The following is a 26190-nucleotide window of genomic DNA, read 5'->3' as shown; positions in this document are numbered from 1 at the left end:
CGTTTTTCAGCGCTGCGACGAGGCCACGCGAGACCAGTTGCCATCAGGCTGACAGACCTCAATGACGCAGTCGGAGGCCGGCACCGGGTCGATGGTGCCGTACCACTCGGAAATAACCGCCCCGCAGGCCTGCGCCTGCTGGGTCAGGGCCTGCCAGCGGTCTTTGCTGATGCGGGCGTGCTTGCGCAGGGTCTCACCGGTCAACAGGCTGCGGGGCGGCACGCCCAGGCGATACACCCCGTTGCCAAGTTGGCGCATGACGTCCAGCGTGGGCGGCTGCGCAACGCCGTTCACCTCCAGACGCTTGGCCGCAGAAGGCTCGTAGCGCTGGTTCAGCGAGAACCACACCAGCGGGCATTCCACGGCGGGCGTGTCGGGCTGGTCGTGGGGCAGGATGTGCCCGTTTTCGAGGATGCGAAGCAGATGACTGCCCAACGTGTAGTGCCAGGCTAGCAAGGGAGCGGAGTCTTGTTTCATCAATACAGGGTTCAGCGCCACGGCATCACGGGCACGGTGGAGATGCTGTTGGCCGGCGCGCCGTCGATGAGCTTGCGGCTGATGCCGACATAGACGAGCGTGCGGTGCTTGGCATCCCACATGCGCACGACGCGGGTTTCTTTGAACAGGATGGAGGTGTCTTCGCTGAAGACGGTTTCGTTGTCGGGCAGCTTGGCCGGGAGCGTGATGGGCCCGGTCTGGCGGCAGGCCAGCGAGAACTGGCTGGGGTCTTCGGCCAGGCCAAACGTGCCTTTGACGCCGCCCGTGCGGGCCTGGCTGACATGGCAGGTGACGCCGGGCACCTTGGGATCGGCGAAGGCTTCGACGCAGACCTTGTGGTTGGCGCCCCAGAACTTCCAGGCCGTCGTCACACAGCCCACGGTTTCCGCTTGAGCGGACGTCAGCAGGGCAAGGAGCAGCAGGGGCGCGGCAGCAGCACGGGTTCTCATGAGAGCATGATAGTCGGCTCTGTCCCCACCTTGTCGTGGCATGGGGTCATGCGCTTGCTTTACGGTTCGTTCACATGACTCCGTCAGAATCCGCAGAACCGTTCCAGAACCTGAATCACGATGCCGTTTCCTGCCTTTGGCGCTGCTGCGCGCCCGCTCCCCCCTTCGATCGCTGCCCCCCGCCCCGCGCTGTGGCTTGCCTTGGTGACTGCACTGGCCCTGTCGGCCTGCGGCGGCAAAGCAGACGAGGCCAAGGCAGGCAAAAAAGAGCCCACCACCGTGGGCGTGCTGGTGTTGAAGGCCGAGGCGCAGGCGCTGAGTACCGAGTTGCCCGGGCGCACGGTGGCGGTGCAGGCGGCCGATGTGCGTCCTCAGGTGAGCGGCATCATTCGTCAGCGTCTGTTCAGCGAGGGCGAGACGGTGAAGGCCAGCCAGCCGCTGTACCAAATCGATGCACGGACGTATGAGGTGGCGGTGGCGAGTGCCAAGGCGGCCGCCGCCAAGGCCCAGGCGGCGGCACGGCTGGCCGAGCTGAATTTCAAGCGCAATGCGGACCTGGTGAAACAACAGGCGGTCAGTCAGCAGGTGTTCGAGGAAAGCCAGGCCGCTGTGCAGCAGACGGCGGCCGAGTGGTCAGCGGCTCAGGCTGCGCTGGCCCAGGCACAGATCAATCTGGATTACACCCGCATCGTGGCGCCGATTGGCGGACGGGTGGGCCTGTCCAACATCACCCTGGGCGCGCTGGTGACGGCCAACCAGACGGCGGCGCTGACCCAGATCACGCAACTGGACCCGATGCACGTGGACATCACGCAGTCGAGCACCGAGGTGCTGCGCTTGCAGCGAGAACTGGCTGCCGGGCACTTCGAGCGTCATCCCTCGGGCGCGGCGCAGGTACGCATCGTGCTGGAAGATGGCAGTGTCTATCCCCACGCCGCCACCTTGAAGTTTGAAGGGGTGAATGTCAACACCTCCACGGGCGCCATCACCTTGCGCGCCCAGGTGCCGAACCCTGACCGGGTGCTGTTGCCGGGCATGTATGTGCGGGCGCGCCTGGCCACCGGGCTGGTGCCTGACGCCCTGCTGGTACCGCAACAGGCGGTCAAGCGCGAGTTGAGCGGCAAAGCCAGTGTGCTGGTGGTGACGCCCGACAACAAGGTGGAGCGCCGCCTGATCGAGGCCGCCGAGGCCGTGGGCGCGCACTGGCGTGTGAACAGCGGCGTGAAAGCAGGCGACGCCATCGTGGTGGATGGCTTGCAGCGCATCAAGCCCGGTGACCAGGTGAAGACGGTGGATGCGACCGCCAAGGCAGCGGGTCAGGTGGCAGGCAAGGCCAGCGCAGCTGCCTCGTCGGCGCCTGCCGCACGCTGAGGTCCGGGTCATGGCGCATTTCTTCATCAACCGCCCCATTTTTGCGTGGGTGATTGCCATCGTCATCATGTTGGGTGGCGGGCTGGCTCTTCAGACCTTGCCGATCGAGCAGTATCCGGAGATCGCCCCGCCACAGGTCAGCATCAGCGCGACCTACACCGGTGCGTCGGCCGAGACGGTGGACAGCTCGGTGTCTCAGGTGATTGAGCAGCAGCTCAAGGGCATCGACAACCTGCTGTACATGGACTCGTCGAGCGACGCGTCGGGCAGTTCTCGCACCACCCTCACCTTCCTGCCCGGCACCAATGTGGACCTGGCGCAGATGCAAGTGCAAAACAAGCTGCAACAGGCGATGTCGCGCCTGCCGCCTGCGGTGCAGAGCCGCGGCGTAACGGTGACAAAGGGCGGCAATGACTTCCTGATGATTTACCACTTCACCTCGTCTGACCCCGATGTGACGGCGGTGGACGTGGGGGACTTCATCACCACCAACCTGGTGGACGTGATCGGGCGGGTGGACGGCGTGGGCGAGGTTCAGGTGCTGGGCACCAACTACGCGATGCGGATCTGGATGGACCCAGCCAAGCTGGAGAAGTACGCGCTGATGCCATCGGACATTGCCAGCGCCATTCAGGCGCAGAACACGCAGGTGTCGGCGGGCAAGCTGGGTAATCTGCCGGCTTTGCCCGGGCAGCAGCTCAATGCCACGATCACGGCACGCAGCAAGCTGCAGACGGTCGCGCAGTTCGAGAACGTGTTGCTGAAGTCGGCGCCCGATGGCTCGTTGGTGCTGCTGAAGGATGTGGCCCGTGTGGAGCTGGGCAGCGACAACCCGAACTCGGCCTCGACCCGCAATGGCAAGCCCGGCGCGGGGATGGGGATTGTGCTGGCCGATGGTGCCAACGCCATGGCGGTGGCCGACGCGGTGCACGCCAAAATCAAGGAGCTGTCGCCCTACTTTCCGCCTGACCTGGTGCCTTTCGTGACGCGCGACTCGTCGCCGTTCGTGCGTGCGTCGATTGAAGAAGTGGTCAAGACGTTGCTGGAGGCCATGCTGCTGGTCTTCGTGGTGATGTACCTGTTCTTGCAGAACTTCCGTGCCACGCTGATTCCGGCGATTGCGGTGCCGGTGGTGCTGCTGGGCACTTTCGGTGTGCTGTCGGTGGCGGGCTACTCCATCAACATGCTGACGATGTTTGCCATGGTGCTGGCCATTGGGCTGCTGGTGGACGATGCCATCGTGGTGGTGGAGAACGTCGAGCGGGTGATGAGCGAAGAAGGGCTGCCTCCGAAGGAGGCCGCTCGCAAGTCGATGCGCGAGATCACACCGGCCCTGATCGGCATCGGCGTGACCTTGTCGGCGGTGTTCATCCCGATGGCGTTTTTCGGGGGCTCGACCGGGGTGATCTACCGGCAGTTTTCGATCACCATCGTGGCGGCGATGGCCTTGTCGGTGTTCGTGGCGCTGACGTTGACGCCAGCCTTGTGCGCGACGCTGCTCAAGCCCATCCACAAGGGTCAGCACGATGCCCATGGCGGGGGGCCCCGCAAGGGCTTGCTGGGCCTGAACGACCGCTTCTTCCTGTGGTTCAACCACCACTTTGACCGCACCTCGCACCGCTACCAGCGTGGCGTGGGCGGCTTGCTGCGGCGCAGCAAGCGTGTCGGGCTGGTGTACCTGATGCTGTGTGGCGTCACGGCAGTGCTGTTCCTGCGCTTGCCAACCTCGTTTTTGCCCAACGAAGACCAGGGCATCATGCAGATTCAGGTGAACCTGCCGCCGGGTGCCTCGGATGCCCGCCTGCGGGCCGTGCTGGCAGAGGTGAACGACTACATGGGCAAACAGCCCGATGTGATCAGCTTCAATGCCATCCTGGGCCGCGGTGGGGATCAGAGTTCGGCGCGGGGCTTCGTCCGTTTGAAGGACTGGAGCGAGCGCCCGAACCCGCAGCAGCAGGCCGAGGTGCTGGCGCGCAAGGCCACCCGCGATCTGGCCAAGATCCGGGACGCCCGCATCATCGTGAGCCTGCCCCCGGTGGTGCGAGGCTTGGGGAGCACGGCAGGCTTCAACTTTCAGCTCAAGGACATCAATGGTCTGGGTCATGAAGCGCTGACCCAGGCCAAGGACACCTTGCTGGCCAAGGCCCGCGAGCGCGGCGATGTGATGATCAATGTGCGCTCGACGAACCTGGACGACACGGCCCAGCTCGGCGTGCTGATCGATGACCGCAAGGCGGCGGCGCTGGGTTTGGCCACCTCGGACGTGAACGCGGTGTTGAGCAGTGCGCTGGGCGGCACGTATCTCAACGACTTCCTGCACAACGGTCGGGTCAAGCGGGTGTACATGCAGGCCGATGCGCCCTTCCGCATGTTGCCTCAGGACATCGGCGACTGGACCGTGCGCAACAAGAACGGCGAGATGGTGCCCTTCTCGGCGTTTTCCGAGACGACGTGGACGGGTGGGCCGCCCGAGGTGCGGCGCTACAACGGCAGCCCGGCCTTCGAGTTCACGGGCTCGACCCCGGCGGGCGTGAGCACGGGCGACGCGATGTCCGCCATCGACGAGATGATGAAGGACATGCCGCTGGGCATTGCGCACGAGTGGACGGGCGCCTCGCTCCAGGAGCGGCTGTCGGGCGAGCAAGCCCCTCTGCTCTACGCCATCTCCATCCTGTTCGTGTTCCTGTGCCTGGCCGCGCTGTACGAGAGCTGGACGGTACCCTTGTCGGTGATCCTGTCGGTGCCGCTGGGCGTGGTGGGTGCGCTGATCTTCACCGGCGCCCGCGAGTTTGCCAACGATGTGTACTTCCAGGTGGGCCTGTTGACCACGGTGGGCCTGGCCTCGAAAAACGCGATCCTGATCGTGGAGTTCGCCACCAAGCTGCAGGAAGAAGGCCGTGCGGTGTTCGACGCCACGCTGGAAGCCGTGCGGCTGCGCCTGCGCCCCATCATCATGACCTCGCTGGCGTTCGGCTTCGGGGTGATCCCCTTGGCCATTGGCACCGGCGCGGGGGCTGCAGGCCGCCAGGCCATCGGTACCGCCGTGCTGGGCGGCATGGTGTTTTCGACCGTGCTGGGCCTGTTCTTCGTGCCGGTGTTCTTCTTGCTGGTGCGCAGCTGGTTCAAGTCCCGGCCGGCCAGCGCAGAATGAGCCCGGATGGACGAGCGCGCACCCGCGTTCGCCCTCAGTTTTCGGTGACCGGGCTGACCGGACCCGTTGGCTGTTCAGCGGGCACGGTTTCACGGAACGGCGGCGTTTCGGTCGCGTTGGTGGGGGTCGGTGCCAGATCAGCGAGCGCAGACAGGCGCTGCGAGGCCTTGTGCCCCTGCTCCACCGCACGCCGCAGGTCACTCAGGCGGGCCAGCCAGTCATAGACCTCGGTGACCGGGAATTGCCCGCTCGCACCGGCGTGCAGCAATTGGGCCTTGGTGGTCTGGTAGGTGTCCTCGAAGGCATCGCGGGCTTCGCTGGCCAGCCACTTGCCTTCGATAGAGCGGGCATCGCTCTCCGGGTCGGCAGACTTGAAAAATGCCAGCGCGGCGATGAAAACCGGCGCCACCGCACTGGGCAAATCGGCCAGGGGGGCCTTGATCCCGAACGGCGCCGGAACGGGGTGACTGGATGCCCCGTCCGTCCCCAGGTCCACGGTGCGCACATCGTGCGCCCCCAGCACACCGACGTGGTACATCACACGCGACAGGGTGTCGAAGTAGGTGGCGATGCGCAGCAGTTCGGGCAGCTTGCCGGCCACATCCTGGTGCAGCGGTTGCCGACTCATCTGGCTGACAAAGCTGCCAATGTCCTTTTGCAGGTGCTCGACCACCGCCAGCTTGCGCGCCAGTCTGGTCTCGGCCTGCGGCGCGGGCACCGTGCGGGGCAAGCTGGTGGGGTTGAGATGGGTGGCCTCCGTGGCGAGCTGCAACGCCAGGTGCCCCATGCGGGCCAACTCACGGCGCAAGGCCTGCAGGGCCAGCGCCGGCACCGAGGCGACGTTGAGGTCCAGGTAGTGTGGACGCAGCTCATCTTCCTCGACCGTCTGGAACCGCGCTTGCAGAAAGCGCACCAGCGGCGTGGACAACGGCCACATCAGCAGCACCCCCAGCGCGTTGAACACCGAGTGAAAGATCACCAGCTGGGCCACCGGGTTGCCATCGTCGGCAAACTGGATGCCGATGTACTGAATCAGCTTGAGCAGCGGCGACAGCAGCGTGAACGCCACCAGGGCCGTGACCACGTTGAAAAAGACGTGCGCCGCAGCCAAGCGGCGGGCATTGGGGGTGGCATTGATGGCCGCAATGATGCCGGTGAGCGTGGTGCCGATGTTGGCCCCGATCACGATGGCCGCACCGGTTTCGACCGGAATCATGCCCCCCGCCACAGCCGTGAGCACGACGGTGAGGGTGGCGGCCGAGGCCTGCAAGACCACGGTCAGGAGCAAGCCCACGAGCACGGCCAGCAGCATGCCCCCGAGGTCACGCCCCATGTCGGGCAAGGCGTCCGGCCCCAGGCCACCAAACCCCTCTTTGAGCAGGTCAATGCCCAGGAACAGCAGGCCGAATCCGGCCAGCGTGCCGCCAAGCCCGCCCCGCCGTGTGCCCTCGCCTGAGAGTTTGAGCGCCATGCCCACCCCGATGAAGGGCAAGGCAAAGGCGTCGATCTTGAACTTGAAGCCAATGAGGGCCACCAGCCAGCCCGTGACCGAGGAGCCCAGGTTGGAGCCAAACACGACCCACAACGCCGATGTGAAGCTCAGCAGGCCCGCGTTGACGAAGCCAATGGCCGCCACCGTCATGGCGGTGGACGACTGCACCAGGGCCGTCACCAAGATGCCGGTGAGCAGCCCGTACAGCCGCGTGCGGGTCCACGCCGCCAGAATGCGCTCGAGCGCACCTCCGGCAGCGAGCTTGAGCCCATCGGTCAGCATGGTCATGCCCAGCAGGAACAGACCAATGCCTCCGAGGAGATTCACGAGCAACAACATGGGAGAGGGAACCTCAGCTTTCGGGCCATCAGAACATCACAGGGGGAGCCATCTTGCCACGCGCCGTCGGGCACGCGCCAACCTGACTGACGCTCAGTCGGCCAGCGGCGCGCGGCGCTCCAGCGCCTCCAGCCCACGCCGATCGGCCGCGAGCTTGACGGCGTCGTCGATGCTCAGCACCGTCAGCTGCGTGGCAGGCAAGGCGGCACGCTGCAAAACCTCATGAGCGTGGCGCTTGAGTCGCGCCAACAGCACATGCTGCCCGGCACGATCCAGGTCATGACAGAGGTCGCGCAGGGCCTCGACACTGGTGCCGTCCAGGTCGGGGGATTCCTCCAGGCTCAGGATCAGGGTGTGCCAGCCCGGACGGTGGCGCAGCACGTGCCGCACCTGCCCCAGCAGACTCTCGACGTTGGCAAAGAGCAGCGGCGCCTCGGGACGCAGGATCACCAGGCCATTCTCTTGCGTGGCTTGGGGGTAGATGGCCCGGTCGATGAAGTCATGGGTATCGTCCATGCGACCCAACTCAACCACCTTCGCCTGTGCCAGCCCGCGCAGGGTCATGAACAGGCTGACGCCAATGGCCAGCAACAGCCCGTCGAGCACCCCCAGCCACAGCACGGCGGCCACGGCGGCCAGCGCGATGAGGCGGTCTCGGTGCCACAGGACATAGGGCTGAAAGATGCGCAGGTTGAGCATGTGGCTGAGCGCGTACACGACGATGGCGCCCAGGACCGGCTCGGGCAGGTCTTCGATGAAGGGCAAGAGCGTGAGCACCACCACGAGCAGAACGCCAGCGGCAAACAGGCCAGACCACTTGGTTTTGGCCCCGCTGGCTTCATTGGTCACGCTGGCCGAATAGCCCGCCCCGACCGGCATCCCATGCAGCAGGCTGCTGAACAAATTGGCCACGCCCAGGGCGACCAGATCGCGGTTGGGCTCGTCGCGGTCGCCGTGGCGCAGGGCCAGCGTGCGGATCGAGCCATAGGACTCGGCATACAAGATGAGCACCATGGCCACGGCAAGCTCGCCCAAGCGCAGCCACTGGGTACGGCTGAGATCGGGCACGGCGTACATCTCCAGCTTGACCTGGATGTCGCCCACGCGGGCCACGCCCAAGTCGGACAAGTGCCCCCAGCGCTCCAGCACGATGCCCACGACCATGATGACCAGCGCGACGGGCACCCGTTGCCTGAGGCGCCCCAGCACCAGCATCACGGCCAAGGACGCGCCCCCCACCACCAGGCTGGGCCAATGCCACTGGGCGTAGCGCGCCAGCAGCTCCGGCAAGAGGTGCTGCAGATCAGGTGAGTGAAAGTGCAAACCCAGTAGCTTGGGCGCTTGCTTGAGGATGATGACCAAAGCCAGACCGAAGGTGAACCCCCGCAGCACGGGCTTGGCAATGAAGGCCGACACGGCGCCCACCCGGGCCGCCGCCCCAACCAGGAACAGCAGGCCTGTGAACAGCACCAGCCCCGAGGCCAGCGCCAGGCGCAAGCTCAGGTCCCCCCCCGCCAGACTGCCCGTGGCCGCAAACAAGACCGCGGCCGATGAGGATGTGGCCGACACGATGGCAAAGCGGCTGCTGCCCAGCAGCCCGTAGCACAGCAGGCCCACGAACAGCGCCATGACCCCAGCTTGCGGCGGCATGTTGCCGATGCCGGCGTAAGCCACCGCCTCGGGCAGCAGCAAACCGGCCACCGACAAGCCGGCGATCAGATCCCGCCAGGTCGGCTGGCCCGGCGACCAGCGTTGCCACCAGTAAGCCAGGGTATGGGCCACCATCACAGATCTCGCTGCAGGCACTCACCCGCGCGGCTGGAGAAGCGCTCCAGGGCGGTCTGCCGCTCGATGTCGATGCGGGCCGAGCGTCCGCCGTAGACGTCCTTTTTGAGCCACTCGCACTCGGCGTCCAAAGCGGCCTGGTTGCCCACCTGCGTGTGCCATACCTTGCGCTCGGCATCCCAGCGGTAGCCTCGGCCCCGCAACGCATCCTTGCTGGCAAACGGGGAGCCGGTGGCCTGCACGCGGTAGCTGGTCGACTGCGCCGCCGCCAGCAAGCGCGCCAGCCCGGTCTCGCCGGTGTTGGGCAAGGGGGCCGCGAGCACGGCCAGCAAGGCGTGGCAGTCCATCTCGGCGCGGTGCGCGTCGTAGAAGAAGCCCAACTCGTGCGCCAGAAACTCCAGCTTGGCCGAGCCGCGGCCTTGCGCCTGCCAGTCGATCTCGGACACCGAACAGGCCCAAGGCAACTTGGCGAAGGCCGGCAGCCGGTTTTCCATGAAGCCGCGATCAAAGCGGGCGTTGTGCGCGATGACCAGGTCCACCCCGGCCATCAGCTCGGCCACACGTGCCTCGTCCAGGCGCTTGCCCGCCACCATGGCATCGGTGATGCCGGTGACCCGCGTCGCCTCGGCCGGAATCGGGCGGCCGGGGTCTTCCAGCTCGTCGAACACTTCCTGCACCTGCAAAGGCAAACCGGTGGCCTTGTCCACATCCACCAGGATCAGGGCCAGTTCAATGAGGCGGTCCTTGCTGCTGTCCAGGCCGGTGGTTTCGGTGTCCAGAATCAGCACCTTGGCGATTTCGCCCTGGCGCTTGTGGCCGAACTCGCGCCGGGGCTTGAGGCGGCGCAGCACCCGGTAGTCGGGATGGCCGTCGAGCACCTCGGCCATGGCCTCGGGGTCGGCAAAGCTGGCGTCCAGCAAGGGTGTGGGGTTGGGCGTGCGGGCCATGACGTCACTCCCCTTGCATGAGAGAGTCCAGCGTCATCTCGAACGCCGGGCCGAAGGTGTCGAGGAAATAACGCAGCTCGGGGGTCATGTGCTCGTCCAGCTTGGCGCGCACCTGCTGGGCCGCCTGCTCGAACTCCTGGTTGCCGTAGCGCAGTTCGGCGCGGCATTTGAGCCACGCCGCCAGCCGGTCGGCCGACTTGACCAGACGTGCCTCGTGCTCGGGCCACACGTGGTGGTCCATCGCGCTCTGGATGGCGGGCTGCAAGGCCGCGGGCAGCAATTGCAGCATCTCGGCACACACCTCGCCCTCCAAGTGCTGGGTGGCATGGCGCATGGCGGGCGAGTACTTCACCGGCGTGGGCAGGTCGCCGGTGATGGCCTCGGTGGCGTCATGGAACAAGGCCCGTGTGGCCACCGCATTCGGGTCGACCTCGTTGCCCAGCACATCGCGACTGATGACAGCCAGGGCATGGGCCAGCACGGCCACCTCCCAGCTGTGCTGCGCCACATCCTCCTCCACGGCATTGCGCATCAAGCCCCAGCGCTTGATGAAACGCAGACGAGACAGGTGAGCATAAAAAGGGCTGGGAGAGGCTGGGGGCTGAGACATGGGCACGCAGGAACATCAACAGGGTCAACAGAGGGTTCACATCTTCCCCCAAAAAGACCCGACCACGTGGTTCATCTGGGTCAGATGTGCCACTTGTAGGGGGTGCACGCCTGACGCACAATGAAGTTCCCCCACCACCCCACCCCTCATGTCGGACGACATTGGCAAATACATCGTCATCGGCTTCGTGTTGCTGTTTGGCGTGCTGGCCTGGCGAGCCTGGCAGGTCCGCCAGCACAGCCCCGAGTGGCCCTATGTGACGGGAGAGGTCGTGGTGTCGCGCACCTATTCGCAAAACGATTTCGGTGAGGACCTGGGCACGCCCAGCCACCGCTGGCAGACCGAGGTGCAGTACCGCTATGAGGTCAACGGCGTCCCGATGACAGGCAAGCGCCTGCGGGCGTTTGGTCGCCACCATTTCACCCAGGAGGAAGCCGAGGCCGAGATTGCCCCCTTCCCGGTGGGCAAACAGGTCAGGGTGTACTACGACCCAGCCAAGCCAGGCACGAGTGTGTTGATACCGGGTTGACGCCGGCTTGGTCACTCAGGCGTAGGCCCTTGTTGCATACCCTGCAGGGTATTTGTATACTCTGCCAGACATTCAAACAAGGAGCCGTCGATGGCAGCCCCCTTCGCACGACACTGCTATCTCTCTGCCGCCCTGTTGCTGAGCCTGAGCACCTGGGTTCCCGCTCATGCCGATGCCCCCGCCACACGGCCGGTGCCCACGTTGAAGTTGCAGGGACAAGCGCAAGGGGCAGAGCGTCAGTGGGACGGGGTGATTCAGGCCGTTCGCCAAAGCACCGTGGCCGCCCAGGTGCCAGGCAACGTCACCGCCTTGCTGGTCAAAGCGGGAGACACCGTGAAGGCCGGGCAGGTGCTGGCACGCATCGACGCCCGCGACACCTCGGCGGGCCTGCTGCGCAGCCAGGCCGATGTGGCACAGGCCGAAGCACAGTTCAACAACGCCCGCATGCAGTGGGAGCGCAGTCAGTCGCTGAAGGCGCAAGGCTTCATCAGCGCGGCCGCCCTCGACAGCGCCCGCGCCCAATGGGAGGCGGCCCAAGCTGGCGTGGCCGCTGCCCGGGCAGGTCGCTCACAAGCAAGCCTGGCGCAAGGCTTCACCACCGTCGCGGCCCCCTTTGACGGACGGGTGCTGGCCACCCACATCGACATGGGCGATCTGGCTGCGCCGGGCCGCCCCATCCTGACCTTGTATGCCCCCCGCTCGATGCGAGCCGTGGTTCAGGTGCCGGCTTCGCAGTCCGATCAGGTTCGCACCGCGCAGCGCGTGGAGGTCGAGGTGCCCACCGCCGGTGGCGCCACCACCTGGCTGCGCCCGACGCAGGTTGTGGCCTTGCCGGGTACCGACCCGGTGTCACAGACGGTGGAGTGGCGTCTGGACCTGCCAGACGTGACGGCCCTGCCCGGCCAGAACGTGCGGGTGCGCTTTGCCGAACTGCGCATCGACCCCGCCCAAGCCGCCTCCACGGCGTCGCCCTTGAGCGTGCCTGCCACGGCCGTGCTGCGCCGTGGCGAGTTGACCGCGGTCTATGTGGTGCGCGGTGGCCGCTTCTTGCTGCAGGCTGTGCGCACGGGCACCCCGCCGAATTCACCCGGCCCGGTCACCTTGCTCAGCGGCGTACGCCCTGGTGACGTGGTCGCCGCCGACGCCTTGAAGGCCGGCCTCGCCAACGCCACGCCCGCCAAGCCATGAGCACCCACCCCGACACCCCAAAACCTGGCCTGGGCATCGCGGGACGACTGGCCCGCACCTTCCAGGACAACGCCATGACCCCGCTGCTGGCCATTGTGGCCATGCTGCTGGGGCTGTTTGCCGTGCTGGTGACGCCGCGGGAGGAAGAGCCGCAAATCAACGTGACGATGGCGAACGTGATGGTGCCCTTCCCGGGCGCCTCCAGCACCGACGTGCAGAACATGATCGCGCGCCCTGCCGAACAGGTGCTCAGCCAGATCGCCGACATTGAGCACACCTATTCCGTCTCGCGCCCTGGCATGGCGGTGTTGACCGTGCAGTTCAAGGTGGGCGTGCCCCGCACCGAAGCCCTGGTGCGCCTGTACGACGTGCTCAACGCCAACCAGGACTGGCTGCCCCGCAACTTGGGCGCCCTGCCCCCCATCGTCAAGCCCAAGGGCATTGACGACGTGCCCGTGCTGGGCGTGACCTTGTGGAGCCGCGAGCACCAATCCGCCCTGGAGCTGGAGCGCGTGGCCCGCACGCTGGAAGCCGAACTGAAGCGTGTGCCTGGCACCCGTGAGGTACAGACCATCGGTGGCCCCGGCCAAGCCGTGATGGTGACCGTGGACCCCAGCCGCCTGCGCGAGCGCGGTGTGGACCTGGGCAGCTTGCAACAATCGCTGGGCGCGGCCAACCTGAGCCTGCCCTCTGGCACGGTGCTGGCCCCACAGGCCAATGGCCGCAGCCAGTTGCTCACCATTGAAACGGGCGAATTCCTGCGCTCAGCCGACGATGTGCGCCAACTGGTGGTGGGCGTGCACCAGGGCAAACCGGTGTACCTGCATGAGGTCGCGCAGGTTGAGGCCGGCGCGCAGCAAGCCAGCCGCCACACCTGGTACACCCCCGGCCAGACCCCGGCAGACACCCCTGAGGCGGCCTCCGCACCGGCTGCGGGTGGCGCCTACCCGTCGGTCACCCTCATCGTCACCAAAAAGCCCGGCCAGAACGCCGTGGACGTGGCCCGTGCTGCCCGTGAGCGCCTGGACAACCTGCGCAACACCGTGGTGCCCGCTGATGTGGAGGTCACCGTCACCCGCGACTATGGCGTGACCGCCGAAGAGAAAGCCAACAAGCTGATCCAGAAACTGGCGTTTGCCACCGGTTCCGTGATCTTGCTGGTGGGCTTCGCCCTGGGCCGACGCGAAGCCGTCATCGTGGGCGCCGCGGTGATCCTCACCCTCACCGCCACGCTGTTCGCGTCGTGGGCCTGGGGCTTCACGCTCAACCGCGTCTCGCTGTTCGCCCTGATCTTCTCGATTGGCATCCTGGTGGACGACGCCATCGTGGTGGTGGAGAACATCCACCGTCACCAGCAACTCACCCCCGGCAAACCGCTGCGCGAGATCATCCCCCACGCCGTGGACGAGGTGGGCGGCCCCACCATCCTGGCCACGCTGACCGTGATCGCAGCCCTGCTGCCCATGGCCTTCGTGAGCGGCCTGATGGGGCCCTACATGAGCCCCATCCCCATCAACTCCAGCCTGGGCATGGCCTTGTCGCTGGGCATCGCCTTCACGGTGACTCCGTGGCTGGCGCTCAAGCTGATGAAATCGCATGCGGGCGCGCATGGCGCCGCTGACGGATCAGGCAATGACACGGCCCACGCCCCCACCGGCCTGGCCGCCCGTTTGCAGCGCGTCTTCCACCGCGTGTTGATGCCCCTGCTGGTGCACCGCCGCAAGCGCTGGGTCATGGGCCTGGGCATCGTGGCCGCCCTGCTGGTGTCGGTGGGCTTGGTCACCATCCCCTCGTCTGGCATGGGCGTGGTGCTGAAAATGCTGCCCTTTGACAACAAGAGCGAGTTCCAGGTGGTGCTGGACATGCCCGCCGGCACGCCCGTGGAAGACACGGCCGCCGCCTTGCAAGACATGAGCGCCTTCCTGGCCCAGCAGCCCGAGGTGCTCAATGTGCAAGGCTATGCCGGCACGGCCTCGCCCATCACCTTCAACGGCCTGGTGCGCCAGTACTACCTGCGTGCCGACGCCGAGCAAGGCGACCTGCAGGTCAATCTGGTCGACAAGGCCCATCGTCACCAACAGAGCCACCCGATCGCGCAACGCCTGCGCCCCGAGCTGGAAAAGATCGCCACCCGCCATGGTGGCCGCATCAAGGTGGTGGAAGTGCCACCGGGGCCGCCAGTGATGTCACCCCTGGTGGCTGAGATCTACGGTCCTGACGAGGCCGGCCGCCAGCAACTGGCCCAACGCGTGGCAAAGGCCTTTGCCGGCACCCCGGACATCGTCGGCGTAGACACCAGCCTGAAGGAAGACGCCGATCGCGTGTTCCTGCGCGTGCAGCGTCAACGCGCCGAATCCCTGGGCATTCCGGTGGCGGTGGTCGCCCAGGCGGTGCAAGCCGCCCTGTCGGGCGCCGACGCCGCTTACCTGCACGACGGCCAGTCCAAGCTGCCGGTGCCCGTGCGCATTCAGCTGCCGCGCGAGTCTCAGGTGGGGCTGGACACGCTGCTGGGCTTGCCCCTGCGCGCTGCCAACGGCCAACTGGTGCCCCTGTCGGAGCTGGTGCGCGTGGAGCGAGGCCGCATCGACAAGCCCCTGTTCACCAAGAACTTGCTGCCCGTGAGCTATGTGTTCGGCGACATGGCCGGCCAGCTCGACTCACCGCTCTACGGCCTGTTCGCCATCCGCAACAAACTGGCTGCCGCCGCCCTGCCCGACACCGGCGGCATCAGCGAGTTCTGGATCCGCCAGCCCGACGACCCCTTCCGAGGCTACAGCCTGAAGTGGGACGGCGAATGGCAGATCACCTACGAGACCTTCCGCGACATGGGCGCCGCCTATGGCGTGGGCCTCATCCTGATCTACCTGCTGGTGGTGGCGCAGTTCAAGTCCTACCGCACGCCGCTGATCATCATGGCGCCCATCCCGCTGACCATCATCGGTGTGATGCCGGGCCACGCCCTGCTGGGTGCCCAATTCACCGCCACCTCGATGATCGGGATGATCGCCCTGGCCGGCATCATCGTGCGCAACTCCATCTTGCTGGTGGACTTCATCGAGCTGCAGGTGGCGCAGGGCATGGCCTTCAAGGAAGCCGTGGTGTCGGCGGCGGCCGTGCGGGCCCAGCCCATCGCACTGACCGGCATCGCCGCCATGGTGGGCGCCTTCTTCATCCTGGACGACCCGATCTTCAACGGCCTGGCCGTCTCCCTGATCTTCGGCATCCTGGTCTCCACCCTGCTGACCCTGGTGGTGATCCCGGTGCTGTACTACGCGGCCTACCGTCGCCAGCTGGAAGCGGCCTGAAGCCGACTTTTGACATCTTTTCAAGGAGTTTCACATGACCGTTGAACGCATGATCCGCATCATTGCCGGGCTTTTCATCATGCTCTCGCTCGCCCTGGGCGTAGAGGGCAGCCCCTTGTTTGTCTCGAAATGGGCCCTGGCTTTCACCGCCTTCGTGGGTGCCAACCTGTTCCAGTTCGGCTTCACGAACGTCTGCCCCCTCGCCATCATCCTGCGCAAGCTTGGCTTCAAGGATGCAGCCTGCTGCTGATTGGCGTCAACGCAGTTCCCTCGCGGCTCACCTGAAAGGCGTTGCACAATGACGGCTCGACCTACTCCGATCGCCCCGACGAACGACTGCACCATGGCAGCCCTGAACAACGACAAGAGTCGCACCGACATCCTCAACCGCCTCAAGCGTGCCGAGGGGCAGTTGCGCGGCATCCAGCGCATGATTGAAGAGGGCGAATCCTGTCTGCCGATCTCCACGCAGATGGCCGCCGTGCGCAAGGCCCTGGACAGCACCTATGTGCGCATGACGGTGTGCTTCATGGAGCAGCACCTGCAAGAGAAGCTCGGTGCGTCGCCCGAGATGGCTGCCGACATGCAAGACATGTTCGGCGAAATCGAAAAGCTCTTGGGCAAGATCCGCTGAGCTGATCAGCGCCAAGACAAGGGTAAACCCGGTAACCCACCAACCCACTGAGGTTCAGCATCTCCCCCATACCTCCAAAGGTATGAAACAGGGAGAGCGGGCATGGCACACATCGTGATCTTGGGTGCAGGCTTAGGTGGCTTGCCGATGGCCTTCGAGATGAAGGAGCAGGCTCGGGAGACGGACACCATCACCGTCATCTCCAACGCACCGAACTTCCATTTCGTCCCCTCCAACCCGTGGGTTGCGGTGGACTGGCGTGATCGCGATGAGATCGAGGTGCCCATCGCCCCGGTCCTGGCAAAGAAAGGCGTCGCCTTCATTCCCGTGGGTGCCAAACGCGTTCAGCCCGAGCACAACAGCGTGCTGCTGGACGACGGGCAGGAGATCCCCTACGACTATCTGGTCATCGCCACCGGTCCCAAACTCGCGTTTGACGAAATCGAGGGGCTAGGCCCGGAAGGCTTCACGCAGTCCGTATGCCACGTGGACCACGCCGAGCACGCCCAGGACGCGTGGATGAAGTTTGTGGCCGACCCTGGCCCCATTGTCGTGGGCGCGGTGCAGGGAGCCTCGTGCTTTGGCCCGGCCTATGAGTACACGATGATCATGGAGACCGACCTGCGCCGGCGCAAGATCCGCGACCAGGTGCCCATGACCTATGTGACCTCAGAGCCCTACATCGGCCACCTCGGCCTCAACGGCGTGGGTGACAGCAAGAGCTTGATGGAATCCATCTTCCGTGACAAGGCGATCCGCTGGATCTGCAATGCCAAGGTGACCAAGGTGGAGCAAGGGCAGATGTACATCACCGAGCATGACGAGGACGGCAAGCCCAAGAAGGACCATGTGCTGCCCTTCAAGTACTCGATGATGCTGCCCGCGTTCAAGGGCATCGACGCCGTCTTCGGCATCGAGGGGCTGGTCAACCCCAGAGGCTTTGTGCTGATCGACGAGCACCAGCGCAATCCGCGCTACCCGAATGTGTTTGCAGTCGGCGTGTGCGTGGCCATTGCCCCCACGGAACCGACACCGGTGCCCACGGGCGTGCCCAAAACGGGCTTCATGATCGAGTCGATGGTGACGGCCACGGCTCACAACATCCGAGCCTTGCTCGATGGGTTCAACCCCACCGAGAAGGCCACCTGGAATGCCGTGTGCCTGGCCGACTTTGGCGACCGCGGGGCCGCCTTCATTGCCCTGCCCCAGATCCCGCCGCGCAATGTGAACTGGTTTGGCGAGGGGTACTGGGTGCACCTGGCCAAGATTGCCTTTGAAAAGTACTTCATCCGCAAGATGAAGAAAGGCACCTCAGAGCCGATTTACGAAAAAATCGTCATGCAGGCCATGGGCATCATGAAGATGAAGGATCACTGAGCGCGACGCGGCTCAGTCTTCCAGCAGGCTGCGCAGCATCCACGCGGTCTTCTCGTGGATGTCGATGCGCTGGGTCAGCACGTCGGCGGTCGGCTGGTCGTTGGCTTCGTCGACCACAGGGAAAAGCTTGCGGGCTGTGCGGGCCGTGGCCTCTTGAGCAGCCACCAGGTGACGGATCATGTCGTTGGCCTTGGGCACGCCTTCCACTTCCTTGATGGAGGCCAGCTTGACGAACTCCTTGTAGGTGCCCGGCGCGGGAAAGCCCAGCGAACGGATGCGCTCGGCGATCAGGTCCAGCGCCGTCCACTGTTCGGTGTACTGGTTCATGAACATGGTGTGCAGGCTGTTGAACTGCGGACCGGTCACGTTCCAGTGGAAGTTGTGGGTCATCAGGTACAGGGTATAGCTGTCAGCCAGCAGGGCCGACAGACCTTCGGCGATCTTCTTGCGATCGGCTTCACTGATGCCGATGTCCATCGACAGCTTCTTGGATTTGCTTGCCATATTCATGCTCCGTAAATGAAAAGGGGGCACCGCTGCGCGTGTGCCATCCCCTGACGATATCAAAGACCAGCAGCCCTGATCTGCGCCTGCGCAACTGTTGCGCAGGCGCAAACTCAGGAGACCAGGTCGAAACGGTCTGCGTTCATGACCTTGGTCCAGGCGGCCACGAAGTCCTGCACGAACCTGGCCTGGTTGTCGTCCTGGGCGTACACCTCGGCATAGGCGCGCAGCACCGAGTTCGAGCCGAACACCAGGTCCACGCGGGTAGCCGTCCACTTGGTGGCGCCAGACTTGCGATCGACGATGGCATAGCTGTTGCGACCGGTCGGCTTCCAGGTGTAGGCCATGTCGGTCAGGTTGACGAAGAAGTCGTTCGTCAACGCGCCGACGCGGTCGGTGAAGACGCCGTGCTGGGTGCCACCATGGTTGGTGCCGATCACGCGCATACCACCGACCAGGGCGGTCATCTCGCACGCGGTCAGGCGCAACAACTGGGCACGGTCGAGCAGCAACTCCTCGGCGCTGACGACGTAGTCCTTCTTCAGCCAGTTGCGGAAACCGTCTGCCAGGGGCTCCAGCACGTCGAAAGACTCGACATCGGTCATCGCCTGGGTGGCGTCGCCACGACCCGGCGCGAAAGGCACGCTCACGTCCACACCGGCCGCCTTGGCCGCGCGCTCAACCCCCAGGTTGCCGGCCAGCACGATCACATCGGCCACGCTGACACCGGCTTCAGAAGCAATCTTTTCGTACACGGCCAGCACCTTGGCCAGGCGGGCCGGCTCATTGCCTTCCCAGTCCTTCTGCGGAGCCAGGCGAATGCGGGCACCGTTGGCGCCGCCGCGCTTGTCAGAGCCACGGTAGGTGCGGGCGCTGTCCCAGGCGGTGCTGACCATGTCGCTGATGGACAGGCCGGCGGCAGCAATCTTGGCCCTCACCGCAGCCACGTCGTAGTCCTTGCGGCCTGCGGGCACGGGGTCTTGCCAGATCAGATCTTCGGCAGGCACGTCCGGGCCGATGTAGCGCGCCTTCGGGCCCATGTCACGGTGGGTCAGCTTGAACCAGGCGCGGGCGAAGACTTCCGAGAAGTAGGCTTGATCCTTGGCGAAGCGCTCGGAGATCTTGCGGTACTCGGGGTCGAACTTCAAAGCCATGTCGGCGTCGGTCATGATCGGCTTGCAGCGGATCGTCGGATCCTCCACGTCCACCGGCATGTCCTCTTCCTTGATGTTGATGGGCTCCCACTGGTGAGCACCGGCCGGCGATTTCTGCATCCACCAGTCATAGCCCAGGAGCAGGCGGAAGTAGCCGTTGTCCCATTGAGTAGGGTGGGTGGTCCAAGCGCCTTCGATGCCACTGGTGACGGTGTTGCGACCCACGCCACGGGTGGTGTGGTTGTTCCAGCCCAGGCCTTGCTCTTCGACCTCGGCACCCTCTGGGGCCGGGCCCAGGTTGGCGGCGCTGCCATTGCCGTGGGTCTTGCCCACGGTGTGGCCGCCGGCGGTCAGGGCCACGGTTTCCTCGTCGTTCATGGCCATGCGTGCGAAGGTCACGCGCATGTCCTTGGCGGTCTTGAGCGGGTCGGGTTGGCCGTCCACGCCTTCGGGGTTCACGTAGATCAGACCCATCATCACGGCCGCCAGCGGGTTCTCCAGGTCGCGCTCGCCGGAGTAACGGCTGCCCTGGCTGCCTGTGGGGGCCAGCCATTGCCTTTCGGAACCCCAGTAGGTGTCTTTTTCGGGGTGCCAGATGTCTTCACGACCGAAACCGAAGCCGAAGGTCTTGAGGCCCATCGACTCGTAGGCCATGTTGCCGGCCAAAATCATGAGGTCAGCCCAGCTGAGCTTGTTGCCGTACTTTTTCTTGATCGGCCACAACAGGCGGCGCGCCTTGTCCAGGTTGGCGTTGTCGGGCCAGGAGTTGAGTGGCGCAAAGCGCTGATTGCCTGTGCCGCCACCGCCACGGCCGTCGGCGATGCGGTAGGTGCCTGCCGAGTGCCAGGCCATGCGGATCATCAGGCCGCCGTAGTGACCCCAGTCTGCAGGCCACCAGTCCTGGCTGTCGGTCATCAGGGCCTTGAGGTCTTTCTTCAAGGCCTCCACGTCGAGCTTCTTGACCTCTTCACGGTAGTTGAAGTTCGGGCCCAGGGGGTTGGTCTTGCTATCGTGCTGGTGCAGGATGTCGAGGTTGAGGGCCTTGGGCCACCAGTCCATGTTCGTGCTGCTGGCCGAGGTGGCGCCGCCGTGCATGACGGGGCACTTGCCGGCCGAGCCAGAGTTCTGTTGATCCATGTCGATCTCCTTTGTTAGGGTCATTGAAAGAGGCGGTGCAAGCCTGATGTCGCAAGCTCTTGACTGCGTGGCTGCCACGGGCTCCAGCACGATTCAATGTAGCGCGAATGGCTCCTTTTGCCACCTATTTCACGATCGGGAATCCTCATGGCCGGCATAGCCATTTTTCTGCTGGCGGAATGTCCTTGCCTTGCCCATGCATGAGACGCCAGCACCGGCCTCGCGCCGCCTGGCTTGATCATCCTCATCCGGCGCACTGAAACGCAAACGGGCCGCAAGCGGCCCGTTCGTTGTGATGCATGGCCTCAGGCCCCGCTTCACTTCTTCATCTTGCAGGTCGACAGGCCAAAAGGCAGGTAAGCCGGGCACCAGCCGCTCAGGCCTGTGGCCAGCGGCACCACGCCAATCCAGCCCCACACACCGACCGTGCCGGTTGCGGCCAGACCGATCAACACCACACCGGCCACGATGCGGGCCACACGGTCGATACCACCAACGTTTGCATTCATGCTCATTCTCCTGGGTTAAAAACTCACTGTCCGGTCTGCAGTGCATCCCAGGCGTGCTGCGCACTCAAGAAGATACGCCCCGCAAACCGCTTGTCAAGCGACACGCGCCTGAGTCTGTCCATCACCGGGCCCTTGACCTCGGCAAAGTACAAGGTGCGCCCTTGCGCCCTCTGCGCATCGTCGAACTCGATCAAGGCCTGGAGAGCCGAGTGATCGATTCGGTTCACCGCCGACAACAACAGCACCAGATGCTGTACCGGCGCATGACTGGCGACCAGGTCACTCAGTCCCATCTCCACATGCTGGATGTTGGTGAAGTCCAGGCTTTCGTCCACGCGCACCATCAACACCCCAGGCAGGCGCTCCACTTCATAGCGCTGCACGTTGCGGAAGTGCTCGGTGCCGGGCAGACGACCCACCTCGGCCATGTGCGGTTGGCTGTGGCGCCAGATCATCGCGCCCAAGGACCAGGCAATGCCCAGCAGGATGCCGGACTCGAAGCCCAGCAGCATCACGCCCGCGGCCGTGCTCAGAAAGGCCCAGGCCTCGACCCGGTCGTAGCGCCAGGCATCGCGCAGGCCTTGCCATTGCACCAGTCCCGAGACCGCCATGATGATGACGGCCGCCAGCGCCGCCTTGGGCAACCACGCCAGCCAGGGTAAGAGCAGCAACATCAAGACACCGAGCAACAGTGCCGTGAAGACCCCAGCCAAAGGGCTGCGCGCCCCGGCCGCCTCGTTGACCACCGAGCGCGACAAGCCGCCGGCCACGGCCATGCCGCCCACCAGACCGCTGCCCACGTTCGCGAGGCCCAGGCCCAGCAACTCCCGGTCGGCGTCAATGCGCTCGGTGTGTTTGAGCGCAAAGGTTTGCGCCACCGACATGCTGCTGACGAAACTCACCAGACTGATCAGCAAGATGGGCATGATCAGATTGGCCAACGACCTCACCGGCACCTCGGTCAAAGATGACAGCGCACGAACCGCACCGCCCAACTCGACGTTCACAGCCCCAACCTGCGACACATGCCAGTCGGTATGGCGATTCACCCACGCCGCTGCCACGCTGGCAGCCACCAAGACCACCAAAGGCCACAAGCGGGACACCACCTGCGCGGCGGAATCTGGCAGGCCCACCGTGCGCGCCAAGCCCGTCATCAGGCGCGGCCCCAGCCACAGCAGGGCCATGGCCCCCAAGCCGATCAGCAGGCTGCCGGTCTGAACGTCCCAGTGCCAGGCACCGCTCGCGTCCAGCACGTGCTTGCGCACGCCCTCCACCAGGTCTGGCACCGTCTGCCCCAGGGAAGACCACCCGAGCATGGGCGCCGCCTGCCCGGCCATGATCAACAAGGCCGACGCCACCGTGAAGCCCTGCACCACCGGACGCCCGAGCAACTGCGACAGAAAGCCCATGCGCAGGCGCCCCATCAGCAACATCAACAGGCCTGAACCCAAACCCAAAGCCGCTGCCAGGGCCACGTACACATCGGAGCCGGGCACTGCCAAAGGCGAGAGTGCCTGCACCATCATCAAGGCGGTGATGGCTGCCGGCCCCACCGACATGCTCGTGCTGCTGCCGAACACGGCATAGCCCAGCAAGGGCAGCAGGCTGGCCATCAGGCCCACATGCGGTGGCAGCCCGGCCAGCATGGCATAAGCCAGGCTTTGTGGCACCAGCATCACGGCAACCACCAAGCCTGCCGTCAGATCGTGGCCCAGCCACGCACGACGCCACGCACGCACCCAAGGGGGCGGCATGGACCAAGGCACCGCGCTGCTCAGCAAGGTGGCCTGTCGGTCAGAGGCTGGTGCCGTCAGGCTCATGCAGGGCGACCCACACGGCAGCCCACCGCCTGGAACAGCGCATTGGCGCGCCCACCGGCTGCGCAGAAGCCCACGATGGGATGCGGCAGATCGGCACACAGCGCCTGGTAGCGGGTGACCTGCTCCGGCGTGATCATCATCGACGCCACCGGGAAGTGCACATAGGCCATGCCGGCCTCCTTGGCTGCGGCTTCGATCTGGGCACTGGAGGGCTGGCTCGGGCCGCCTTCACCGTCAGGTCGGTTGTTGATGATGCTGCGATAGCCCTGACGGGCGAACACCGCCACATCGGCCACCGAAATCTGCCCACACACGGTGAACTCGGGGCACAGTTGGTTCGTTTGAACGCTCAAGGTCATGGTCTTCTCCGGCTAAGTTCAATCAGTTCAGCAAAAGGGGTGCAAGCGCTTGTCAGCATGTTCCGCCCGGCAAGGCCGCACCACAGACACGACTGTGGAGCACCTGCATGACAGCGGCCGCATCGGCACTGACCAGGCGGTAGTAAATGTGTTTGCCCTCGCGGCGCGTGTCCACCAGGCCCTCCTGACGCAGCACGCCCAACTGCTGCGACAGCGTCGGCTGGCGAATGCCCAGGTCGGACTCCAAGGCGCTCACGCAAAACTCCCCCTGCGCCAAACGGCACAGGAGCACCAGGCGGTCGGTGTGCGCCATCACCTTGAGCAAGGCACACGCCTTCTCGGCCGACGCCTGCAGCGCGACGAGGTCAGGCGGCGGCAGGCTGACGGCGGCCGCCACGGGTGATTCAGGCAAGGTCACTTTCATGATTTTCATTATGTTGACAGATATATTGTTTGTCAATAAAGTGAGGCATCTGCTTTGACAAAATCTGGTGCCATGACCGCCCTGCCTCCTCAAGTTCAATCGTTTCTGGACCCGGCCACCTGCACCTACACCCACGTGGTGTACGACCATGCTGGCGGACACGCTGCCATCGTGGACCCGGTGCTGGACTTTGATGCGCGCAGCGGTCGCACCGCCCACACCCACGCCGACGAGGTCATCGCCTTTGTGCGCTCGCAGAACCTGACGGTCGACTGGGTGCTGGAGACCCATGCCCACGCCGATCACCTGTCGGCCGCGCCCTACGTCAAAGCCCAGGTCGGTGGCAAGCTGGCCATTGGGCACGCCATCCAGCGCGTGCAAAGCGTGTTTAAAACCCTGTTCCATCTGGAGCCCGAGTTCGCCACCGACGGCTCGCAGTTCGACCACCTGTTTGCCGATGGCGACACCTTCCAGATCGGCGACCTGACGGCCACCGCCTGGCACGTGCCCGGCCACACCCCGGCGGACATGGCCTTTGTGGTGGGCGATGCCGTCTTCGTGGGCGACACCCTCTTCATGCCCGATGTGGGTTCAGCCCGCTGCGACTTTCCTGGCGGGGATGCGCACCAGTTGTACCAATCGGTGCGCCGCATCCTGACCCTGTCCCCGCAGACCCGTCTGTTCCTGTGCCACGACTATCCGCCTGACACGCGCGCGTCGCAAGCCATGTGCACCGTGGCCGACCAGCGCCAGGGCAACATCCATGTGCGCGACGGCATCACCGAAGCGGAGTTCGTGACCATGCGCCAGGCCCGCGATGCCACCTTGGCCATGCCCAACCTGATCCTGCCCTCGGTGCAGGTGAACATCCGCGCCGGACACCTGCCCCCTGCCGAGTCAGACGGGCAGCACTACCTGAAGCTTCCGGTCAACGTCTTCTGACATATTTTTCGAACAAGGCCCACCATGGCACAAGACATCACCCACGTCACCCTGACCCAGCAGCAGGACTACCAGTTCCGCGTCGCGTTCGAGGGCAACATGCCCGCCCTCCTCTGCGACGAACCCGCACCACTGGGCGGCGGCACCGGCCCCTCGCCCGTGCAGATGCTGTCGGCATCGGTGGGCAACTGCCTGTCGGACTCGCTGCTGTTTGCCCTGCGCAAGTTCAAGCAGTCACCCGACCCCATCCGTACAGAAGTGGCAGCAGAAGTGGGCCGCAATGCCGATGGGCGCCTGCGCGTGCTCAACATGACCGCCGCCTTGCACCTGGGCGTGCCTGCGGCGCAGCTGGAACACCTGGATCGCGTCCTGAGCCAGTTCGAAGCTTTCTGCACCGTCACACAGAGCGTGGGTCAAGGCATCCCGATCACCGTGCAGGTGTTTGACGCCACGGGCGCCCAGCTCAAGTAAAACAGCTTCAGGCCTGCCGGCGCCACACCCAGCGTGTGACCTGCGCCGGCCCCTGGTGGAAGGGCCCTTCGTCGAGCGTGACGGGGCCTTCCCAGGCGACCAACTCGTCACCCTTCAGGCCCGCGTTGACCAGATCAGAGCGCAAGCCTTCCAGCGTGTAGAGCATGTCCACGTCCTTCGGCCCACCGCTGGTCAAGCCCAGCTGGTTCGGGTGAAAGGCTTCCAGGATCAGCACGCCACCGGGGCGCAGGGCTTTGGCCAAGTCGGCCATCACCTTGGGCCGCAGGCTGGACGGCAGGTGCAGGTACACCACCGCCACCGCATCCACTGAATTCGGTTCGGGCGACCAGTCCGAGAGGTCGGCCAGCACGGTGCGCAATTGCACGCCGCGTTCAGCTGCCAGTGCACGCGTCTTGTCCTGTCCCACATCCGAACAGTCCACCGAGGTGACCGCAAAGCCTTGCTGGGCCAACCACACGCCATTGCGTCCCTCGCCGTCCCCCGGCACCAACACCTGAGCCCCTGCCGGGATCAAGCCAAGCTGCTCGGTCAGGAACACATTGGGCCGCTGGCCGTACTTGTAGGTCGTATCGGCAAACTTTTGATTCCAGAATTCACGCATGGTGGTTGAGACAGAAATGGGCATGGACTCGCCTGATCTTACACATGCCTCTTTTGACGTGCATCACGGCTGCGGCCTGCTCGCGCTGACTAGAATGCGGCCATGTCGTCCCTGATTCACACGCTGCGCCACCGCACGCGCCTGACCGCCTGGTTGGGTCTGCTCGCGTTGTGCGCGCAGTTGTTGGCAGGGGGCGTCAGCAACTGGCACATGGTGCAGCGACTGGCTGGCGCACCCAGCCTGCTCGACATCTGCTCTTCCACTGGCGGCGTCTCTCGCAGTGGTCAAGACCCCGCCAGCAACGGCACAGGCTCTGCGTCGCAACACTGCCCCTTCTGCCTGGCGGCCAGCGGCCCGCCGCTGGTGTCGTCTCCCACGGTTTCTGTTGCGACCCTGATCTCTCAGGGCTCGCGTCCCCTGCCCTCGTCGGCTGGCGTCCTGCCACGCGCGCCCGACCTGCGGCACGCCCGCACCCGCGCGCCCCCTTTCTTCGCTTGAACTGCCTTTGACTTTGTTACCCGCGCGAGCCGGCCTGAAGCTGGTTCGCGCGGACGGCTTTGCATCCGAAGA

General features: G+C 65.2%; 24 protein-coding genes. 11 read left to right on the top strand and 13 right to left on the bottom strand.

The window, feature by feature from the left end; all coding sequences use genetic code 11:
• Positions 1-6: 6 nt before the first annotated feature.
• Entirely contained in the window at positions 7-477 is a 471-nt protein-coding gene (locus tag AC3WW4_RS08880; protein WP_488828045.1) for a hypothetical protein, read from the bottom strand.
• Positions 478-488: 11 nt separating this feature from the next.
• Complete coding sequence (locus AC3WW4_RS08875; RefSeq protein WP_488828044.1) at positions 489-947, bottom strand: CreA family protein; 459 nt, start codon at positions 945-947, stop codon at positions 489-491.
• A gap of 204 nt (positions 948-1151) precedes the next feature.
• Here AC3WW4_RS08875 and AC3WW4_RS08870 point away from each other — a divergent pair, with 204 nt between their 5' ends.
• Entirely contained in the window at positions 1152-2318 is a 1167-nt protein-coding gene (locus tag AC3WW4_RS08870; protein ID WP_488828043.1) for an efflux RND transporter periplasmic adaptor subunit, read from the top strand.
• A 10-nt stretch (positions 2319-2328) separates the two neighbouring features.
• Positions 2329-5469: an efflux RND transporter permease subunit gene (locus AC3WW4_RS08865; protein ID WP_488828041.1), complete on the top strand. Its 3141-nt coding sequence runs from the start codon at positions 2329-2331 to the stop codon at positions 5467-5469.
• A 34-nt stretch (positions 5470-5503) separates the two neighbouring features.
• Here AC3WW4_RS08865 and AC3WW4_RS08860 read toward each other — a convergent pair whose 3' ends face one another.
• The 4 genes from AC3WW4_RS08860 to yfbR form a co-directional block, all read right to left on the bottom strand.
• A complete protein-coding gene (locus tag AC3WW4_RS08860) occupies positions 5504-7288 on the bottom strand; it encodes a Na/Pi cotransporter family protein (protein ID WP_488828040.1) in 1785 nt (594 codons plus the stop codon).
• A gap of 105 nt (positions 7289-7393) precedes the next feature.
• Entirely contained in the window at positions 7394-9085 is a 1692-nt protein-coding gene (locus tag AC3WW4_RS08855) for a SulP family inorganic anion transporter (RefSeq protein WP_488828039.1), read from the bottom strand.
• Positions 9085-10032: a 3'-5' exonuclease gene (locus AC3WW4_RS08850; protein ID WP_488828038.1), complete on the bottom strand. Its 948-nt coding sequence runs from the start codon at positions 10030-10032 to the stop codon at positions 9085-9087. Before AC3WW4_RS08850 ends, AC3WW4_RS08855 begins: the two co-directional genes overlap by 1 nt.
• Positions 10033-10036: 4 nt before the next feature.
• The gene (gene yfbR, locus AC3WW4_RS08845) at positions 10037-10642 is read right to left on the bottom strand and encodes a 5'-deoxynucleotidase (protein ID WP_488828037.1); all 606 of its coding nucleotides are present in this window, start codon (positions 10640-10642) and stop codon (positions 10037-10039) included.
• Positions 10643-10790: 148 nt separating this feature from the next.
• Between yfbR and AC3WW4_RS08840 the strand changes: the two genes are divergently transcribed.
• The 6 genes from AC3WW4_RS08840 to AC3WW4_RS08815 all read left to right on the top strand — a co-directional run bounded on the left by AC3WW4_RS08840 (position 10791) and on the right by AC3WW4_RS08815 (position 17675).
• Positions 10791-11171, top strand: coding sequence for a DUF3592 domain-containing protein (locus AC3WW4_RS08840; protein WP_488828036.1), 381 nt, complete (start codon positions 10791-10793; stop codon positions 11169-11171).
• A 90-nt stretch (positions 11172-11261) separates the two neighbouring features.
• Positions 11262-12359, top strand: coding sequence for an efflux RND transporter periplasmic adaptor subunit (locus AC3WW4_RS08835; protein WP_488828035.1), 1098 nt, complete (start codon positions 11262-11264; stop codon positions 12357-12359).
• Positions 12356-15664 carry an efflux RND transporter permease subunit gene (locus AC3WW4_RS08830; protein WP_488828034.1) on the top strand — a complete coding sequence of 1103 codons (3309 nt, stop codon included), beginning with the start codon at positions 12356-12358 and terminating at the stop codon, positions 15662-15664. The genes AC3WW4_RS08835 and AC3WW4_RS08830 overlap by 4 nt, the downstream gene beginning before the upstream one ends.
• A gap of 34 nt (positions 15665-15698) precedes the next feature.
• The gene (locus AC3WW4_RS08825; protein WP_488828033.1) at positions 15699-15914 is read left to right on the top strand and encodes a YgaP family membrane protein; all 216 of its coding nucleotides are present in this window, start codon (positions 15699-15701) and stop codon (positions 15912-15914) included.
• A 93-nt stretch (positions 15915-16007) separates the two neighbouring features.
• Positions 16008-16298: a metal-sensing transcriptional repressor gene (locus tag AC3WW4_RS08820; protein WP_488828032.1), complete on the top strand. Its 291-nt coding sequence runs from the start codon at positions 16008-16010 to the stop codon at positions 16296-16298.
• A gap of 102 nt (positions 16299-16400) precedes the next feature.
• Entirely contained in the window at positions 16401-17675 is a 1275-nt protein-coding gene (locus AC3WW4_RS08815) for an NAD(P)/FAD-dependent oxidoreductase (protein ID WP_488828030.1), read from the top strand.
• A gap of 12 nt (positions 17676-17687) precedes the next feature.
• Here the strand turns inward: AC3WW4_RS08815 and AC3WW4_RS08810 are convergent, their stop codons facing one another.
• The 6 genes from AC3WW4_RS08810 to AC3WW4_RS08785 form a co-directional block, all read right to left on the bottom strand.
• Positions 17688-18179 carry a Dps family protein gene (locus AC3WW4_RS08810; protein WP_488828028.1) on the bottom strand — a complete coding sequence of 164 codons (492 nt, stop codon included), beginning with the start codon at positions 18177-18179 and terminating at the stop codon, positions 17688-17690.
• Positions 18180-18292: 113 nt separating this feature from the next.
• On the bottom strand, positions 18293-20470 hold the full coding sequence (katG, locus tag AC3WW4_RS08805) for a catalase/peroxidase HPI (RefSeq protein ID WP_488828027.1): 2178 nt from the start codon (positions 20468-20470) through the stop codon (positions 18293-18295).
• 317 nt (positions 20471-20787) lie between these two features.
• On the bottom strand, positions 20788-20979 hold the full coding sequence (locus AC3WW4_RS08800) for a YgaP family membrane protein (RefSeq protein ID WP_488828026.1): 192 nt from the start codon (positions 20977-20979) through the stop codon (positions 20788-20790).
• Between the two features lie 23 nt (positions 20980-21002).
• Positions 21003-22802 carry a SulP family inorganic anion transporter gene (locus AC3WW4_RS08795; protein ID WP_488828025.1) on the bottom strand — a complete coding sequence of 600 codons (1800 nt, stop codon included), beginning with the start codon at positions 22800-22802 and terminating at the stop codon, positions 21003-21005.
• Positions 22799-23161, bottom strand: a complete 363-nt coding sequence (locus tag AC3WW4_RS08790; protein ID WP_488828024.1) for a protein tyrosine phosphatase family protein — start codon at positions 23159-23161, stop codon at positions 22799-22801. The genes AC3WW4_RS08795 and AC3WW4_RS08790 overlap by 4 nt, the downstream gene beginning before the upstream one ends.
• A 52-nt stretch (positions 23162-23213) precedes the next feature.
• A complete protein-coding gene (locus tag AC3WW4_RS08785) occupies positions 23214-23585 on the bottom strand; it encodes a metalloregulator ArsR/SmtB family transcription factor (RefSeq protein WP_488828023.1) in 372 nt (123 codons plus the stop codon).
• A gap of 81 nt (positions 23586-23666) precedes the next feature.
• Between AC3WW4_RS08785 and AC3WW4_RS08780 the strand changes: the two genes are divergently transcribed.
• The gene (locus AC3WW4_RS08780; protein ID WP_488829715.1) at positions 23667-24527 is read left to right on the top strand and encodes an MBL fold metallo-hydrolase; all 861 of its coding nucleotides are present in this window, start codon (positions 23667-23669) and stop codon (positions 24525-24527) included.
• A gap of 24 nt (positions 24528-24551) precedes the next feature.
• The gene (locus AC3WW4_RS08775) at positions 24552-24998 is read left to right on the top strand and encodes an OsmC family protein (protein ID WP_488828022.1); all 447 of its coding nucleotides are present in this window, start codon (positions 24552-24554) and stop codon (positions 24996-24998) included.
• Between the two features lie 7 nt (positions 24999-25005).
• Here the strand turns inward: AC3WW4_RS08775 and AC3WW4_RS08770 are convergent, their stop codons facing one another.
• On the bottom strand, positions 25006-25644 hold the full coding sequence (locus AC3WW4_RS08770) for an SAM-dependent methyltransferase (protein ID WP_488828021.1): 639 nt from the start codon (positions 25642-25644) through the stop codon (positions 25006-25008).
• A gap of 78 nt (positions 25645-25722) precedes the next feature.
• On the opposite strand from AC3WW4_RS08770, the gene AC3WW4_RS08765 reads away from it, so the two are divergent.
• Positions 25723-26118, top strand: coding sequence for a DUF2946 family protein (locus AC3WW4_RS08765; RefSeq protein ID WP_488828020.1), 396 nt, complete (start codon positions 25723-25725; stop codon positions 26116-26118).
• Positions 26119-26190 lie beyond the last annotated feature (72 nt).

It is taken from the genome of Aquabacterium sp. TM01 (assembly GCF_057808345.1).
Note: the sequence above shows the minus strand (reverse complement) of the source record. Positions and strands in the feature narration are given on the sequence as shown.

Coding starts and splice junctions, on each gene's coding strand:
- AC3WW4_RS08880 (WP_488828045.1), bottom strand. CDS start 477: ATGAAACAAGACTCCGCTCCCTTGCTAGCCTGGCACTACACGTTGGGC.
- AC3WW4_RS08875 (WP_488828044.1), bottom strand. CDS start 947: ATGAGAACCCGTGCTGCTGCCGCGCCCCTGCTGCTCCTTGCCCTGCTG.
- AC3WW4_RS08865 (WP_488828041.1), top strand. CDS start 2,329: ATGGCGCATTTCTTCATCAACCGCCCCATTTTTGCGTGGGTGATTGCC.
- AC3WW4_RS08855 (WP_488828039.1), bottom strand. CDS start 9,085: ATGGTGGCCCATACCCTGGCTTACTGGTGGCAACGCTGGTCGCCGGGC.
- AC3WW4_RS08850 (WP_488828038.1), bottom strand. CDS start 10,032: ATGGCCCGCACGCCCAACCCCACACCCTTGCTGGACGCCAGCTTTGCC.
- yfbR (WP_488828037.1), bottom strand. CDS start 10,642: ATGTCTCAGCCCCCAGCCTCTCCCAGCCCTTTTTATGCTCACCTGTCT.
- AC3WW4_RS08840 (WP_488828036.1), top strand. CDS start 10,791: ATGTCGGACGACATTGGCAAATACATCGTCATCGGCTTCGTGTTGCTG.
- AC3WW4_RS08835 (WP_488828035.1), top strand. CDS start 11,262: ATGGCAGCCCCCTTCGCACGACACTGCTATCTCTCTGCCGCCCTGTTG.
- AC3WW4_RS08830 (WP_488828034.1), top strand. CDS start 12,356: ATGAGCACCCACCCCGACACCCCAAAACCTGGCCTGGGCATCGCGGGA.
- AC3WW4_RS08825 (WP_488828033.1), top strand. CDS start 15,699: ATGACCGTTGAACGCATGATCCGCATCATTGCCGGGCTTTTCATCATG.
- AC3WW4_RS08820 (WP_488828032.1), top strand. CDS start 16,008: ATGGCAGCCCTGAACAACGACAAGAGTCGCACCGACATCCTCAACCGC.
- AC3WW4_RS08815 (WP_488828030.1), top strand. CDS start 16,401: ATGGCACACATCGTGATCTTGGGTGCAGGCTTAGGTGGCTTGCCGATG.
- AC3WW4_RS08810 (WP_488828028.1), bottom strand. CDS start 18,179: ATGGCAAGCAAATCCAAGAAGCTGTCGATGGACATCGGCATCAGTGAA.
- katG (WP_488828027.1), bottom strand. CDS start 20,470: ATGGATCAACAGAACTCTGGCTCGGCCGGCAAGTGCCCCGTCATGCAC.
- AC3WW4_RS08800 (WP_488828026.1), bottom strand. CDS start 20,979: ATGAATGCAAACGTTGGTGGTATCGACCGTGTGGCCCGCATCGTGGCC.
- AC3WW4_RS08795 (WP_488828025.1), bottom strand. CDS start 22,802: ATGAGCCTGACGGCACCAGCCTCTGACCGACAGGCCACCTTGCTGAGC.
- AC3WW4_RS08790 (WP_488828024.1), bottom strand. CDS start 23,161: ATGACCTTGAGCGTTCAAACGAACCAACTGTGCCCCGAGTTCACCGTG.
- AC3WW4_RS08785 (WP_488828023.1), bottom strand. CDS start 23,585: ATGAAAGTGACCTTGCCTGAATCACCCGTGGCGGCCGCCGTCAGCCTG.
- AC3WW4_RS08775 (WP_488828022.1), top strand. CDS start 24,552: ATGGCACAAGACATCACCCACGTCACCCTGACCCAGCAGCAGGACTAC.
- AC3WW4_RS08770 (WP_488828021.1), bottom strand. CDS start 25,644: ATGCCCATTTCTGTCTCAACCACCATGCGTGAATTCTGGAATCAAAAG.
- AC3WW4_RS08765 (WP_488828020.1), top strand. CDS start 25,723: ATGTCGTCCCTGATTCACACGCTGCGCCACCGCACGCGCCTGACCGCC.